The sequence below is a fragment of the Clostridium sp. AM22-11AC genome, assembly GCF_003473545.1.
Classification (GTDB): Bacteria; Bacillota; Clostridia; order Lachnospirales; family Lachnospiraceae; genus Enterocloster.
Genome location: NZ_QUCM01000010.1, coordinates 73,979 through 89,238, shown reverse-complemented (window position 1 = coordinate 89,238; position 15,260 = coordinate 73,979). Strand labels below are relative to the sequence as shown.

The window sequence follows — 15,260 nt, the reverse complement described above, 5'->3', positions numbered from 1 at the left end:
ATTTACTCCTTATCTCCGCTTCTTCCGCTGTGCCCTTGCACCGCCTACCACTTCCGTGATCTCCTGGGTAATGGCAGCCTGGCGCACCCGGTTATATTCAATGGACAGCTCATTTAAAAGCTCTGCCGCATTGTCGCTGGCAGACTGCATTGCCATCATACGGGCATTCTGCTCACTGCAAAATGACTCTACCAGGGCACCGAAGATAAATCCTGTTACATAGTTTGGCACCACATGGTCCATGACCGCTGTAGGGGATGGGACCATCTGGATCTCTTCCTGATGGATATCCGCAGGAATGACCACATTGCTGAAATCTTCCTGCTTCAGGGGAAGAAGCTGCTCCATCTGTGCTTCCACCTTCATGCTGTTTATCATCTGCGTATAAATGATCCACACCTCATCCAAACGTCCTTCCAGATAATCCTCGATCAGGGAAGAGGCGATCAGACGGGCTCTGTGCATGGTAGGGTTCTGCACCGTGTAGTGGAACTGTTCTTCTACCGGCACATGTCTTGCAGCAAAATACTGTCTTCCCAGCTCTCCCACGACATACAGACGGTTTTTATCACTTTTTTCCATCCATTCATGGGCAAGTTTCAGTACATTGTGGTTATAAGCACCTGCCAGACCCTTATCACCTGTAATGACTACCAGGCCACGGACACGGTCCTCTTCTTTGATCTCTTTTCTGGCATTAAAATAAGGATGCTCTGTATCCCCCATATGGCGCAGGATACGCCGGATCAGGCTCTGAAGGGTGTAAAAATAAGGTTCTGTATCTTCCAGAAGCTTTTTGCTTTTCTTCAGCTTTGTTGAAGAGATCAGATACATGGCATTGGTGATCTTACGTGTATCCTGAATACTTTTTATTCGGTTTTGGATCTCTCTTGCGTTTGCCATACTGCCTCCTTAAACTCCTTCGCTGCCTCTACGATCCGTTCTGCCAGCTCATCGCTTAAGACTTTCTTTTCCGTGATCTCATTTCCAATTTCAGGATGTTTGTCCTCAAACCAGGCAAGCATATCCATCTGGAACTTTTTGATCTGTTTTACATCCACACTTACCATTACTTTGTGGGTTGCTGTACACAGGGTAATCACCTGCTCTGCCATGGAAAGCGGACGTCCCAAAGGCTGTTTTAACAGTTCCATCAGACGTTTTCCATAAGCCAGCTGTGCTTTTGTCGCCTCATCCAGGTCAGAACTGAACTGGGTGAACACTTCCATTTCACGATACTGTGCCAGGTCGATACGGATGGTACCGCTGGCCTTCTTCATTGCCTTGGTCTGTGCAGCACCGCCTACTCGGGATACAGAAAGACCTACGTTTACTGCCGGTCTCATTCCTGAGAAAAACAGGTCGCTTTCAAGGAAGATCTGACCATCTGTAATAGATATTACATTGGTAGGAATATAGGCTGATACATCTCCTGCCTGTGTTTCAATAATAGGAAGGGCTGTAATAGAACCTCCTCCCAGTTTATCTGAAAGACGGCTGGAACGCTCCAGCAGCCTGGAATGAAGATAGAAAACATCTCCTGGATATGCCTCACGTCCCGGAGAACGCTCAAGCAACAGGGACAATGCACGGTAAGCTACTGCATGCTTGGACAGGTCATCATAAACAATGAGCACATCTTTTCCCTGGCGCATGAAAAACTCTGCCATGGCAGTTCCCGCATAAGGGGCAATATATTGTAAAGGCGCCGGATCACTGGCTGTAGAAGCCATAACAATGGTGTAATCCATGGCGTCATTTTTCTTTAATGTATTTACCAGCTTTGCAATGGTAGATGCCTTCTGGCCAATGGCAACATAGATACAGATCACATCCTTGCCCTTCTGGTTTAAAATAGTATCCATTGCAATGGAGGTTTTACCGGTCTGACGGTCACCGATGATCAGCTCACGCTGTCCCCGTCCGATAGGGAACATAGAGTCGATGGCCAGGATACCTGTCTCCATAGGAACTCCTACGGATTTACGTTCTGCAATACCAGGTGCTTCCTGTTCAACCGGCAGGTAATCCTCTTCTTTTGCAGGTCCCATTCCGTCAATGGTCTCTCCTAAGGCATTGACAACTCTTCCTAAAAAAGCCGCTCCAACAGGAACACCTGCTTTTTTCTTTGTTCTGGTAACTTTTGTTCCCTCTGTAATACCTGTATCTTTTCCAAACAGGATACAGCCGATCTCATTTTTACGGATATCCTGGACCATGCCCTTGACTCCGTTTTCAAATATAACGATCTCTCCATACATGGCATGATCAATACCATATACAATGGCAATGCCATCGCCTACCCAGATCACAGAACCAGTCTCATTAACCTGTCCTGCATGAGCGTCATAGTCTTCGATCTCGCCCTTGATAATGGAGATGATCTCCTGAGAACTGATTGTACTCATAGTAATAACTCCTATCTGCCTGCAGTCTGAAACAGCCGCTCAAGCTGCCCTTTCAGGCTGTAATCATATTCCACATCTCCGGTCTTTAAGACGAAACCGCCCATCAGTTCCGGAGCAGCAGCCATTTCAAGCTGCACATCCTTCTTTTTATATTCCCTGCACAAAAATTCCAGGATCCCTGCAAGCTGTTCCTCATCTGGTCTGGTCACATAAAAAAGACTGGCTGATAAAATACCCGCTCCATCTAACAGACATTTCTCCCAGACCTTTATCATATCTTCCATCTGCCCGATGCAGCCTTCCTCACAGGCCTTCTTTAAAAAATGAACCATTGTACTGGAAAAATCAGGTTCTTTCCATATTTTTCCAATAATGGCTTCCTTTTTTGTTTCCTGCAATGTGGGATCATCAAGAACTGCCTTAAGTTCTGGATTTTCCTGGAAAATGCGCCCGGTCTCCCGGACCATTTTCTCAGGTACCTTTAATTCATAAAGAACGGTTCCGTATAATCTTGCCTGCTCAGTCATGTTTTTCACCTGCGCTTGCTAAAAATGCCTGATAACGTTTCTTGTCGCTTTCCGGTCCTGCCTGCTCAGACAAAAGTTTTGCCGTTGCAGTCATTGCCAGACCTGTAACAGAAGCACGAAGATCATTTAATGCCTTTTCTCTTTCCAGATCGATCATTTTCTTTGCATCTTCCAGCTTTTTAGAAGCATCTGCATCTGCCTTTGACAGGATCTTCTCGTATTCCTCTCCTGCCCTTTCCTTTGCCTGGGCAACGATCCTGCCAGCCTCTTCATCTGCTTTTTCAAGGGATACTTCATACTTTTTCTTTAGCAGACCCGCATCCCTGTTAGCAGCAGCCGCTTCATCTAATTCCTTTTCCACCATCTGTTTCCTCTCTTCCAGAATGGACATCAGCGGCTTCATAAGGAAATGCTTTAAAAACAGATACAGCACAACAATGTTGATGATCGTAAAGGCAATATTCCAAAAATTAATATTTAGCATATGTACTGCCTTTCTACTTCAGGAACAGGATGATCAGAAGACCGATAACGAAACCGTAAATAGCAGTTGCCTCTGCCAGTGCGCATCCAAGAAGAAGTGCCTTTGTGATCTTGCTGTCTGCTTCAGGCTGTCTTGCAATAGCATCTACTGCTTTGGAAGTAGCCATACCAATTCCAAGTCCTGCTCCAATTCCTGTAATTACTGCAACTGCAGCTCCAAGTGCGATTAATCCTGACATGATGATTTCTCCTTTTGTTTAAAAATTTTTGTTTATTTACTCAATTGCTTCTTTTATATATAAAGATGTAAGGAATACAAACACATAAGCCTGTATCACTCCATCGAATATATCAAAATACCCGCTAAATGGCAGTGGCACCACTAAGGGCAGCAGATATTTGATCAGTGCCATGACCACTACTGCGCCAAGCACATTTCCAAACAGTCGCATGCACAGCGACAGCGGCCGGATAAACAGCTCCAGTACATTAATAGGAGCGATAATGGGGATCGGTTCCGCAAAACTTTTCACCCAGCCCTTTACACCTTTTTTCCGGATACCTGCGGCTTCCACCAGCACAATACTCATAACAGCTAAAGACGCGGTCACATTTAAGTCTTTTGTGGGGGATTTAAAACCTAACAGACCGATCATATTGGCGATGGCTATGTAGATAACAACGGTGATCAGATAAGGAATGTAATCTTTTCCTTCTTCTCCCAGAAGATCCAGAAAGAAGTTATAAAGGAAAGAAAAACCACTTTCCAGTGCTGCCTGTTTTCCGCTTATTTTACGGATCTTAAGCCCATGCACCCAGATTAGGGAACCGATCATGATAATGGCCATAATGATCCATGTGACCACCACCGATTCCAGTACATCGATCCCGCCAAATAAAGGAATGGTAAATACTGTATTACAGTTTAATTCCTCCATCAGGGAGTCTACCAGCTGGTCCATTTTTTCACTCTCCTTCCTACCTATTTTCTTGTCTTTTTTGTTTCGTCCGTTATTATAGCCACATGAATTTTCCTTTTCAATTCTGAATTTCTTATTATTTCATAACACAAATGTTATCAAACTAAATATTGCATAATTATTATGGATTATTGTTTATTTTTTTTGGAACATTTCAGAATATATGTTTAGAAGATGTTAAGACTTTTTTCTACATGTTTTTAAATGAATACAAAAAAAGATGCTTCTGTTCTTTCACTTTTTATAAGTAAAAAAACGAAGCATCTTATATCTCTTTATTCATTTTCCGGAAGAACTCTTCCACTGGCACCGGCTTTCCAAAATAGTATCCCTGAGCCAGATCACAGCCCATTTCATACAGCATTTTGGCCTGTTCCTCTTTTTCAAAAGAGCGCCGGAGGCGGTCTTTCCTATAAAGTAAAAAACTGCCGCGAAATATTTTCTTATTTCGCGACAGTTTCATACTTTTTTCTCTCAGATTTGCGCTATCGCGCTTTTCTATTAGAACAGTCCCGGGAACAGGGTAGCCGGAATAGCCAGCCAGAAGTTTGGGAAGATAACTAACAGCAATAATACTGCGATGGAGGATAAGAAATAAGGAAGAGTTCCCTTAAATGCATCCTCGATGGTAATACCACTGATAGAAGAAGCGATTAGCAGGCACAGACCATAAGGTGGGGTTACCAGGCCAAGAGCCAGGGTAACAACGATGATCAGGCCAAGGATGATCGGGCTGATCTGCAGTGAAGTAGCAGCCGGAAGAATGATCGGAACAAACAGGATCATTGCCGGTACAGCATCCATGAAAGTACCTACAAACATAAAGAATGCAACTACTACAAGAAGGAATACCAGTCTTCCGCCTGGCATATTAGCGAAGAAGTTCTGTACAATTACATTCAACTGATAGTATGCTAATAACTCGCCTAATGCATTTGCTGTAGCCAGAGCGAACAGAGACAGGGAAGACAGCTTCATAGTCTCGATCAGGATACGTGGCAGGTTCTTAACCTTAATGGTCTTGTAGAAGAAGATACCAACTAATAATGCATAGATACATGCAAATGCTGCAGACTCAGTAGGTGTAAACAAACCGCTGACGATACCACCGATCAGGATGATAGGAGTAAGCAGTGCTGGCAGAGACTGAAAAGTTCTGCGGCATACTTCCTTAAACGGAACACGATCACACTTAGGGAAGTTCTTTCTCTTGGAGTAGTACTTAACTACTGCCATCATAGCCAGACCAAGTAAGATACCTGGAACCAGACCGGACATGAACAGCGCACCGGTACTTACGTTAGCGATACCTGCGTATACAACCATGGTGATACTTGGAGGGATAATGGAACCTAATGTGGAAGATGCTGCGGTAACACCAACAGATGTTCCCTTGTCATATCCCTGCTTCTCCATTGCAGGAATGAAGATCTTACCAACACCAGCGGTATCAGCCTGGGAAGAACCGGAGATACCAGCGAAGATCATGGATACAAGTACGTTTGAATAAGCAAGACCACCGCGAAGGTGTCCAACTAAAGAGTTACAGCAGTCGATCAGCTTTTCAGTGATCTCACCTTCGTTCATTAGGTTTGCTGCAAGGATAAACAGCGGAACAGCTAACAGTGTAAAGCTGTTCAGACCATTAAACATTTTCTGGAATACAACTAAATTCGGAATCTGTCCCAGAGATGCGATACCGGTAAAAGATACAACGCCAAGTGCGAATGAGATCGGCACACCAATGGCAACAAAAACGATAAACATTACTACTAATAAAACACCCATTACTTGTTGCCTCCTTTCATAAGAGCACCGATTTCTTCAATGATCTGCGCGATCAGATAAATAGTAGAAGTTACACCACAGATTGGAAGACAGGTCCATGTAGGTCCACGCTTAAAGGACGGAATATTGGTCCATGTATAGTTCCAGAACTTCTGTGTTAATTTATAACCATAATAAGCCATTAATACAGCAAACACCAGCATAACAAGAGAGATGATGATTGCTAATACGCTCTTAATTTTCTCGTTTTTCAGCATATCGCTGACGGAAGTAAACGCAAAGTGACGTTTTTCATAAACCATAGCGCCTGCGCCCATAAATACAGCCCAGATAAAGGAATACATAGATACGTCCTCAGTCCAGGTTGCTGCGATGCCAATGTAACGAGAGAGCATCTGGAATACAACTGTAAGAAGGAAGATGCAAAGGAAAAATCCTCCTACAGCAATCTGGATCTTCTGCATCCATTCAATTGCTTTTTTCATAATGTGTTCTCCTTTCAGGAAATCTTAACACCATATTAACACTCTTTTAAACCTAACATCAGCCATCCAGTCGCCCAGATGGCTGATATCCTCCGGATCAGGAAGACCTGACCCATTTCATTTTTCTTTCGTAAATGTTCAGAACTTTATAAGTCCCTTATGTTCCGTTCTGCTTACAGATTACTCTGCTGCTGCACGGATCATCTCTAACTCAGCAGTCATGTTGTTATCAGCTGCGAACTTATCCTGGATTGGAAGAGCCAGAGCCTTGAATGCATCGATATCAACATCTTCAAAGTTGGTAACTTCTGCGCCATCAGCGATAACTTTCTCTTTGGACTCTTTGAACATACGGTAAACTACCTGACGCTCTTCTTCTGTACAAGCCTCAACAGCCTGATCGATCCAGCCCTTCTGCTCATCAGTCAGACTATCATAGAAATCGCCGTTCATCAGTAACAGACGGGTTGTGTAGTCATGATGTGTTTCAGAGATGTAGTGGCCGTTTGGAGTCTTGTGATGCTCTTTTAACATAAAGCTGGTGTAGTCGTTCTCAGCGGAGTCAACAACGCCCTGCTGTAATGCCTGGTATAACTCGCCCCATGCTACAGATGTTGGGATAGCGCCGCAAGCTTTCCAGAAGTCCTGCTGTACCTGAGAAGACTGAGTACGGATTGTCATACCCTTTAAATCTTCTGGCTTGGTAACTGGCTTTTTGCCGTAGTAATCACGAACAGAGGAGCTCCAGTAAGCCATAATACGGAAATTGTTTCCGGTCTTTTCCTTAACAACTTCTTTCATCTTGTCACCGAATTCGCCATCTAAGCACTTCTCCCAGTGATCAAAGCTGTCAAACAGATATTCCAGTGAGAAGATATCTACTTCCGGAACACCGATAGCGGTCATGAAACCTGGGGAAGCAACTACCATAGATGCAGCGCCCATTTCCAGCTTCTCGATCAGCTCGTTCTCGTTCTCGCCTAAGGTTCCCTTATGAACAGTTACAGCGATCTTTCCGCCGGAAACATCCTCAACTACCTCTTTGAACTTGTCCATACCATAGGAATATGGGTTGTCTAAAGAAGTCTGGTTGGAAGCGATGATCAGCTCTAACTCTGGAGCTGCATCAGATTTTGCTGCTTCTGTTGTGTCTGCTTTTGCATCTGCTGCTGCAGCGGTTGTCTCGCCAGCAGCTGCTGCTGTTGTTTCAGCAGGTTTGGATGATCCGCATCCAGCTAATGATGATACCATCATAACACCTGCCAGTACTAATGCTAACCTTTTTTTCATACTTCTACTTCCTTCTCTCTTTTATTTTCACGGACACTTTCATGTCCGTAAATCTCGTACATTCAAAGAGGTTTTTATCCCCCCTGCTGACTGATTTTCTCAATAAACTCCATTTGAGATCCGCAGCACTTCTATGCACAATTTTAACAAAAAAATAACTTGATTTCAAGTTTTTTTGTGCGATTGTTTTCTTTGCAATCGGTTGTGTTAAGAAGCTATAAAGATATTAACATATTTTTTTTCTAATATCAACTGGTTTTACACAATAATTTCGCACAAAATACACTTTCGATATTTGTACATAATTTCCAAAAGTTGTATACAAACTAAAAGCTGGCAGGAAATATACTTACGATTTTTCCTGTCAGCCTTTTTATTTTTACATTTTAAAGTTTTTATAGTTTTTTTATAATTGCCGTTATTTCTTTATTTCTTCAGACCGTAATGATCAGCCAGCTTCTGCAGTGCAGGAAGTGCTCTGTGGATCATCTCATTGGATACGCAGTATGCCATACGAACATAACCAGGACAGCCAAAGCTGGTTGCAGGTACGATCAGCAGGTTAAACTTCTTGGCTGCTGCGGAAAACTCTGCGTCATCCCCTGTAGGTGCCTTAACCAGCATATAGAAAGCTCCCTCCGGCTTTACGCACTCAAAGCCCATATCCTTCATGGATTCATATAACAGCTTGCGGTTTCTGTCATAAAATTCCACATCTGTCTTTACATCCAGGCAGTCAGCTACAACCAGCTGGAATAAAGATGGTGCATTAATGTAACCGATGCAGCGGTTTGCAACCACCAGGGCATTGATCATGGTATCATACTCTGCGATCTGGCGGCTCACAGCCATATATCCAATACGCTCACCAGACAGGGACAGGGACTTACTGAAGGAGTAAACTACGATACAGTTCTTAATATAATCCGGTGCAAATGGAAGCTCACAGCCATCATATACCAGTTCACGGTATGGCTCATCAGAAAGAACATAGATCGGATGTCCGATGCGCTCCTCCGCCTTCTCCAACATCTTCTGTAAACGGATCAGCGTCTCTTTATTGTATACAACACCAGATGGGTTATTTGGATTGTTGATGATCACAGCCTTGGTGCGCTCTGTAATATACTTGTCAGCCTCTTCCACATTTAACTGGAAAGTCTCATAATCAGCAGGAACTACCTTTAAATTTCCGCCGAAGTTCATAACATAGCTGTTGTACTCACCAAAGAACGGAGCAAAGCAAAGGACCTCATCCTCTGCCTCTAACAGACAGCGCAGAACACAGTTGATACCGCCTGCAGCACCTACGGTCATAATAATGTCATCTTTTGTAAAAGAAGAATTGTATTTCTTATTTAAGTTTGCCGCTACTTTCTCCCTTACTTCCGGATAACCGGCATTTGGCATATAGCAGTGTACGAAATTGGCATTTCTGTTTTCAAGAATATCGTAAATGCTCTTCTTTACTTCTTCCGGTACAGGAGCGGCCGGGTTTCCAAGGCTGAAATCATATACATTCTCAGCGCCAACTTCCTTTGCCAGCTCAATACCTTCCTCAAAAAGTTTTCTTATTGTGGAACTTCCTGCTACCAGTTTCTGCATATTCTTTGAAAGAACCATCTCTCTACCTCCTACAGCGATCGTGCCTTTATCCTTTTGTGTCCGCACCGGCTGTTCTTTTTCATTAACAAAAATTTTAACACATTAACGTATCCAACGCAATGATTTTAGAAAAATTTATTTTGCCACTGTAAAGTCATAAAGTAATTCTGCATCTATTTTATTATAATTCAACATCTGGCATACTGTAACCAGCTTTCCTCAAAGCCTTTTATATGCTATACTCATTAATAAAGGTTCTTTTTATTTCAGCTCAAAAACGCAGCTTTTCAGAACCTGCCTATACCATGATCTGGAGGTAAAATCCTTATGAATACAGACTCATCCCAATTCATCACCGGACGTGAAGTTGCAGTACTGGATATGTTAAATGCAAGAGACAGGCGCCACGCCATCCAGCAGGAACTGATCCGCACCCACAATGCCACAGTCATTTCCTTCACCTTAAATATTCCCGGTCCCATCAAAGTCTTTCCTTTAGGAGAAATGACCTTTGAAGAAGGCGTCCGTCTCATCGACTCCCAGCTTCACGCCTGGAAGATCCCGGTCCTTGAAAAACGGACGATCCGCGATTTTACAGGAAACGAACAGTTCTGGTCTGTTAAAGGTGATACCCTTTTCATCAAAGAGATCCTCTGCCTTTTAGAAGACAGCCTGTCCTTTGGCCGTCTTTTCGACATTGATGTGATCCGTACCGATGAAACCAAAGTTTCCCGTACAGAACTTGGCTTTCCAGGCAGAAAATGCCTTTTATGCAGCAACGATGCCTTTGTATGCAGCCGTTCCCGTACCCACACAGTAAAAGAACTGTTAGATAAAGCCTGCGAACTGATGAAAGACTATTTTGAAGAAAAACAGGCAAAAAAACTGTCTTCCCTGTCCATGCAGGCCCTTCTCTACGAGGTAAGCGCCACCCCTAAACCAGGACTGGTAGACCGCAACAATACCGGCGCCCACAAAGATATGGACATCTTCACTTTTGAAGCCAGCGCCGTTTCCTTAAACCACTACTTTGAGAAATTCGCCCTCTGCGGCATGGAAAAAGAACACGAAAACGGCCACGAACCATTTTCCCGTATCTTTGCAAGACTGCGCTCTTTAGGGATCCAGGCAGAAGATGCCATGATGACCGCCACCAAAGGCATCAATACACACAAAGGACTTATCTTCTCCCTGGCGATCTTAAACTGCTCCTTAGGCTATATGTATGCAAACCATATCCCCTATTCCCCAGACACTCTGCTCTCCATCAACCGGAAACTGGTAGCCGATGTCCTGGAAGATTTCAAAGATATTACGGCAGAAACCGCCCGCACCAATGGCGAACGCCTCTACGCCCTCTATGGTATGAAAGGAGCCCGGGGTGAAGCACTGTCCGGCTACGCAACCGTATTAAAAACAGCTCTCCCCATCCTGAAAGAAGAGCTGAAAAAAGGCCGTTCCATCAATGATGCCGGTGTGATCACCCTGCTGTCCATTATTGCGACCTCCGAAGACACCAACATCGTAAACCGCTCTTCCTACGAAGAAATGAAAGAACTGCAGGCCCGTATCCAAACTGTACTAAAAGAAAAAGCCCATGATACCCATGAGCTTCTTACTTATGCAAAAGAACTTGATGCTGAAATGATAGAACGCAACATCAGTCCAGGCGGCAGCGCCGACCTTCTTGCACTGACCTACTTTATTTACCTTTATGAGCAGGAACTTTGATCCTTCTCATATATAAAAAACTGTATACCAGCTACACCAGCCGTCTGACCGTATTCCGGACGATCAGACGGTTTTCCAGAACGATCCTGTGGTTATCCTCTACGCCGTCTTCGATCCTGCGCAAAAGGACCCTGGTGCCCTCTTTTGCGATCTCACTCATACTCCGCTCAACCGTTGTCAGTTTCATACTGCTGTATCCAGACATATCCCAGTTATCAAAGCCGATCAATGAAACGTCATCCGGCACTTTCAGCCCTTCTTCTACTATAGCCTCTCTCGCTCCGAAAGCCATTTCATCATTGAAGCATAAAAGAGCTGTGGGATGGTACTCCAGAAGGAGCTTTGCCCCCTGATACCCGCTTGCGTACCGGTAAGTCCCGCTGACAGTGGGAATGATATCCGGATCCAGGCCATGTTTTCTGGCTGCATTCTGCCATCCAATATGGCGCAGTCTTGTAGAGTCCAAATTCGGAGCCCCTTCGATCACACAGATATTTCGATGGCCGTTTTCGATCAGATAATCCATTGCTGTTTCCATTGCCTTCGTTTCATCGGTTGTTACATTGGGTGCATCTATATCCACCTTACGGCAGATCACAACCATAGGGATCTTTTTCTCCAGAACTTCCTCCATAAATGCCCGGTCTTCCGTTCTCTGGCTTAAAACAATGATCCCATCATAATAGGTCGGATTTAATGTTCCCGCTTCGTGCATGTCAATACCTTTGACTACAATATTATACTTACTCCCTACAATACTGTATACTCCCGTGAGAACATCATGGAGAACGAAGGGTGATGTCATCTTGCTGATGGTTGAGAAATACAGACCGATCACATAGGATCTTGAAAGTTTCAGATGGATCGCCGCCTGATTAGGAACATACCCCATCTCCTTGGCAATCTCCAATATCCGCTTCCGACGATCCCCGTTTGTACTTCCGATCCCATTTAATGCTCTCGAAACCGTAGAATAAGAGACCCCCGCTTTCTGCGCAATATCTTTGATCGTTACCCCCATGTCTATTCCTCCGTCCCATTTTGATATCCTTTACAAACTAGTATATCACTTTTTATTGCGGATCACTGATCATGTTTTCAATATTTCTCAGTATGAACGCCTCTCCCTCCTGGCCTTCAACCTTTACATCGTGCATAATCAGTTCTTCAATATTATCTGCAAATATTCCTACTTTTGTACATGGCTCAATTCCGTCAAGCATGGCCGGAGCTCCTGGCTGCGGGTTTTCATCATAGGTAATATGAACATGTTCCATAACCACCTTCTGGATTTTTTTCTCCGGAAGTCCGTAGAAGAAAGCACCTGCAACATGACAGTTTTTTGCCTCAATATTTTTGAATACAAGACTGCGGATCTGGGGAGTACGCTCATCAACCGGAAGTGCCTCCTTGCTGCGAACATACTCAATATGTCCATCTGGATCACAGAAATAGAAGCAGTTAATAACGAGCGGTGTCATAACCTGATCCATCTGGATATTGTCAAACAGGATCTCGTCAACAATAGCATCTTTTCCCCGGCCACGTCTCGTCTTGATCCTAAGTCCACGGTCTGTATTGATAAAGAGACAGTCCTTAACAGTAAGGTTTATCACTCCTCCTGCCATTTCACTTCCGATCGTTACAGAACCATGACCGTCCCGCATACAGCACTGACGGATCATAAGATTTTCACATGGACGTTTATACTTTGCACCCATATAAATTTTTCCGGCTTTAACAGCAATACCGTCATCTCCCAGAGAAAAATATACACCAACGATCTCTACATTTTTGCATGATTCCGGATCCAGGCCATCTGTGTTCGGGGAAACTTTTGGATTTAGTACCTTAAGATCTATAAAGCGGAGATTGTCGGAAAAATATGGGTGGATATTCCAGCTTGGACTGTTTTGTACCTGGATACCGGCAACAACTACATCCTCGCAGTGATTGAGAAAGAGCATTCTCGGGCGGAATGCGATCCGCTTCACTTTTGGCTGATACCACCAGTTGTCCTCATCAAAATTTGCGTTTCCGTCAATCACTCCTTTTCCGTAGATCACAACATGTTTCACATTAACACCTGTAATGATCGCGGAAAACATAGGAAGAGGATTTCCCTCCCAAGTTCCAAGATTATACTCTTCTGTCTCATCCCAGCTCTGGATCAGTCCCGGATAGATTGGAAATTTCCTGCGGTCTGTTTCAGCAGAAAGCACAGCTCCCTGTGCCAGTTCCAAATTCAGGTCATCCTTTAAAAACAGGCTGGTCACCTTATAAGTTCCCTCAGGGATCAGCACACGGCCTTTTTTCGGGCATGCCATAATGGCAGACTGGATAAAAAGAGTATCATCCGTGATTCCATCTCCCTTTGCACCAAAATCCCTGACATTAAGTGTCACAAATTCCTCATCAGTCTTTATCTCGATACACGCCTGCTCATCTTCTGCCACTATACGTACCTTATAATCGGAAGAAGGCTGCAGATCATAGATCCCGGTAATCACCCGGTCTGTCTTCTGGTAAAATGCGTCATTGACATAGACTTCATATTCTCGTTTTGTGTGAAAGATCCCCTCATCCCCGATCTCAATGGTAGCAGATCTTGCATTCTTAAAAATACAGCTTACTTTCTTCAAGTGCGCTTTCCGGGAACTGGGACAGATCAATAATATCTGCGTACTGGTTTAAATCAGCAAAATTTGTTCCATTATTAGAATAAAGGTCGATCCAGTTCCAGTTGATCTACATCAGATCTGCTGAGTTGCCGCCCAAGATGTTTAAGGACTGTTTCTCTTCCCATCCGGACCATGCGCCGTATTCCGGACTTACAGTTACACCTTCGTATTTTGCCTGAAAAGCCTCGATCGCTTTTTCAGTTGCTTCATGTCTTGAATCTCCGCCCCACCAGGAAAAAGTGATGTTACCGGAAATATCACCGGAATTTCCGCCTTCTGCGCTGCTTTCACCTGCTGCCTTGGTATCTGCTGTAGTAGTTGTGTTGCTTCCACCGCATCCAACCAGTGAAATTGCTGTAACGGAAGCCATTGCCAGTGCTGCTCTCTTCATTTTCTTCATAAAAAACTTTTCCCTTCCTATAATGTCAAGCCCTTCACCTGCTTTCTTCTGATTAGTTCTTTTGGTATTATCATACCACCTTTACCGGGGGTTTGTCTTGTGGAAATTAAAAATACCCCAAGCATCTGCTGCTTGAGGTATTTTTCAGCGGAAAAAGCGAAGCATCCCAAAATCCTCTGTTATATTCTTCTCCTTCATAACTCTCAGATAATCCAGCCTTGCTGTTTCAATATGTTCAGCCAGCGCCTGCTGCGCCAGTCTGCTGTCTCCTGACTTAAGACCCTCTAAAATCATTTGATGATCCCTGTATGCTTTATCCTGATATTTACGCTCCAGATATGAAATCATCCTTACCCGACGGCACTGAAGAAGCAGGCTTTCATGAAAACGTATCAGTTTTTTATTCCGTGAGAGATTTACAAGATAATCATGAAATTGCTGATCCGCCTCAAAATTTTCCTTAATTCTTCCGGCTATATTAGCATCCTCCATATTCCGGTTAATACGCTCCAGTTCTATCAGCCTTGTTTCATCAATCCCTTTTTCAAGAGCAATACGTACAGCTGCAACCTCAATTCCTTCTCTTGCATCAAAAAGATCAATAATTCCATCTTCTGTAATAGGACTGACCTGATAGCTCTTCCCCGCACCTGCATCTACAATCAAATCATCGCCTTCAAGCTTCTGCAGCGCCTGACGGATCGGCGTTCTGCTCATTCCCATTTTTTTACTTAATGTAAAATCTGATACGATCTGGCCCGGTATCAACTCAAAATTACAGATCATATTTTTAATGTCTTCATATGCCTGATCCACTAACAACACTGTTTTCTCCACTTAATTCGCACCCCCCTCCCGTTCAATAATTATCCATTGCATTTT

The 15,260-nt window shown here is 43.8% G+C and carries 15 protein-coding genes; 1 reads left to right on the top strand and 14 read right to left on the bottom strand.

The genetic code is table 11. The features are described from left to right. Positions 1 to 9: 9 nt before the first annotated feature. The 10 genes from atpG to DW251_RS10755 form a co-directional block, all read right to left on the bottom strand. A complete protein-coding gene (gene atpG, locus DW251_RS10805; RefSeq protein WP_118301085.1) occupies positions 10 to 903 on the bottom strand; it encodes an ATP synthase F1 subunit gamma in 894 nt (297 codons plus the stop codon). Then, positions 870 to 2,408 (bottom strand): F0F1 ATP synthase subunit alpha, encoded by a 1,539-nt coding sequence (gene atpA, locus DW251_RS10800; RefSeq protein ID WP_118301083.1) that lies wholly within the window; start codon positions 2,406 to 2,408, stop codon positions 870 to 872. Before atpA ends, atpG begins: the two co-directional genes overlap by 34 nt. 11 nt (positions 2,409 to 2,419) lie before the next feature. Further along, positions 2,420 to 2,935: an ATP synthase F1 subunit delta gene (atpH, locus tag DW251_RS10795; protein ID WP_021870481.1), complete on the bottom strand. Its 516-nt coding sequence runs from the start codon at positions 2,933 to 2,935 to the stop codon at positions 2,420 to 2,422. Beyond that, positions 2,928 to 3,419 carry a F0F1 ATP synthase subunit B gene (atpF, locus tag DW251_RS10790; protein ID WP_118301081.1) on the bottom strand — a complete coding sequence of 164 codons (492 nt, stop codon included), beginning with the start codon at positions 3,417 to 3,419 and terminating at the stop codon, positions 2,928 to 2,930. The genes atpH and atpF overlap by 8 nt, the downstream gene beginning before the upstream one ends. Positions 3,420 to 3,432: 13 nt before the next feature. Beyond that, positions 3,433 to 3,657: an ATP synthase F0 subunit C gene (gene atpE / locus DW251_RS10785; RefSeq protein ID WP_021870483.1), complete on the bottom strand. Its 225-nt coding sequence runs from the start codon at positions 3,655 to 3,657 to the stop codon at positions 3,433 to 3,435. Between the two features lie 36 nt (positions 3,658 to 3,693). Then, complete coding sequence (locus DW251_RS10780) at positions 3,694 to 4,380, bottom strand: F0F1 ATP synthase subunit A (protein WP_021870484.1); 687 nt, start codon at positions 4,378 to 4,380, stop codon at positions 3,694 to 3,696. Between the two features lie 519 nt (positions 4,381 to 4,899). Continuing rightward, positions 4,900 to 6,186, bottom strand: coding sequence for a TRAP transporter large permease (locus DW251_RS10770; protein ID WP_021870795.1), 1,287 nt, complete (start codon positions 6,184 to 6,186; stop codon positions 4,900 to 4,902). Continuing rightward, positions 6,186 to 6,671, bottom strand: coding sequence for a TRAP transporter small permease (locus DW251_RS10765; protein WP_021870794.1), 486 nt, complete (start codon positions 6,669 to 6,671; stop codon positions 6,186 to 6,188). The genes DW251_RS10770 and DW251_RS10765 overlap by 1 nt, the downstream gene beginning before the upstream one ends. A 180-nt stretch (positions 6,672 to 6,851) precedes the next feature. Then, positions 6,852 to 7,961 carry a TRAP transporter substrate-binding protein gene (locus DW251_RS10760; RefSeq protein WP_118301077.1) on the bottom strand — a complete coding sequence of 370 codons (1,110 nt, stop codon included), beginning with the start codon at positions 7,959 to 7,961 and terminating at the stop codon, positions 6,852 to 6,854. A gap of 426 nt (positions 7,962 to 8,387) precedes the next feature. After that, entirely contained in the window at positions 8,388 to 9,584 is a 1,197-nt protein-coding gene (locus tag DW251_RS10755; protein ID WP_118301075.1) for a pyridoxal phosphate-dependent aminotransferase, read from the bottom strand. A 309-nt stretch (positions 9,585 to 9,893) separates the two neighbouring features. Here DW251_RS10755 and citG point away from each other — a divergent pair, with 309 nt between their 5' ends. After that, a complete protein-coding gene (gene citG, locus DW251_RS10750) occupies positions 9,894 to 11,297 on the top strand; it encodes a triphosphoribosyl-dephospho-CoA synthase CitG (RefSeq protein WP_118301073.1) in 1,404 nt (467 codons plus the stop codon). A 31-nt stretch (positions 11,298 to 11,328) separates the two neighbouring features. On the opposite strand, the gene DW251_RS10745 is transcribed toward citG, so the two are convergent. From DW251_RS10745 to DW251_RS10730, 4 genes are all read right to left on the bottom strand, one after another. Continuing rightward, on the bottom strand, positions 11,329 to 12,318 hold the full coding sequence (locus tag DW251_RS10745; RefSeq protein WP_118301071.1) for a LacI family DNA-binding transcriptional regulator: 990 nt from the start codon (positions 12,316 to 12,318) through the stop codon (positions 11,329 to 11,331). A 52-nt stretch (positions 12,319 to 12,370) separates the two neighbouring features. After that, complete coding sequence (locus tag DW251_RS10740; RefSeq protein ID WP_118301069.1) at positions 12,371 to 13,939, bottom strand: glycoside hydrolase family 28 protein; 1,569 nt, start codon at positions 13,937 to 13,939, stop codon at positions 12,371 to 12,373. Between the two features lie 106 nt (positions 13,940 to 14,045). After that, positions 14,046 to 14,378 carry an extracellular solute-binding protein gene (locus tag DW251_RS10735; RefSeq protein ID WP_021870781.1) on the bottom strand — a complete coding sequence of 111 codons (333 nt, stop codon included), beginning with the start codon at positions 14,376 to 14,378 and terminating at the stop codon, positions 14,046 to 14,048. Positions 14,379 to 14,522: 144 nt separating this feature from the next. Next, complete coding sequence (locus tag DW251_RS10730) at positions 14,523 to 15,215, bottom strand: GntR family transcriptional regulator (RefSeq protein ID WP_118301068.1); 693 nt, start codon at positions 15,213 to 15,215, stop codon at positions 14,523 to 14,525. Between the last annotated feature and the right edge of the window lie 45 nt (positions 15,216 to 15,260).

Coding starts and splice junctions, on each gene's coding strand:
- atpG (WP_118301085.1), bottom strand. CDS start 903: ATGGCAAACGCAAGAGAGATCCAAAACCGAATAAAAAGTATTCAGGAT.
- atpA (WP_118301083.1), bottom strand. CDS start 2,408: ATGAGTACAATCAGTTCTCAGGAGATCATCTCCATTATCAAGGGCGAG.
- atpH (WP_021870481.1), bottom strand. CDS start 2,935: ATGACTGAGCAGGCAAGATTATACGGAACCGTTCTTTATGAATTAAAG.
- atpF (WP_118301081.1), bottom strand. CDS start 3,419: ATGCTAAATATTAATTTTTGGAATATTGCCTTTACGATCATCAACATT.
- atpE (WP_021870483.1), bottom strand. CDS start 3,657: ATGTCAGGATTAATCGCACTTGGAGCTGCAGTTGCAGTAATTACAGGA.
- DW251_RS10780 (WP_021870484.1), bottom strand. CDS start 4,380: ATGGACCAGCTGGTAGACTCCCTGATGGAGGAATTAAACTGTAATACA.
- DW251_RS10770 (WP_021870795.1), bottom strand. CDS start 6,186: ATGGGTGTTTTATTAGTAGTAATGTTTATCGTTTTTGTTGCCATTGGT.
- DW251_RS10765 (WP_021870794.1), bottom strand. CDS start 6,671: ATGAAAAAAGCAATTGAATGGATGCAGAAGATCCAGATTGCTGTAGGA.
- DW251_RS10760 (WP_118301077.1), bottom strand. CDS start 7,961: ATGAAAAAAAGGTTAGCATTAGTACTGGCAGGTGTTATGATGGTATCA.
- DW251_RS10755 (WP_118301075.1), bottom strand. CDS start 9,584: ATGGTTCTTTCAAAGAATATGCAGAAACTGGTAGCAGGAAGTTCCACA.
- citG (WP_118301073.1), top strand. CDS start 9,894: ATGAATACAGACTCATCCCAATTCATCACCGGACGTGAAGTTGCAGTA.
- DW251_RS10745 (WP_118301071.1), bottom strand. CDS start 12,318: ATGGGGGTAACGATCAAAGATATTGCGCAGAAAGCGGGGGTCTCTTAT.
- DW251_RS10735 (WP_021870781.1), bottom strand. CDS start 14,378: ATGAAGAAAATGAAGAGAGCAGCACTGGCAATGGCTTCCGTTACAGCA.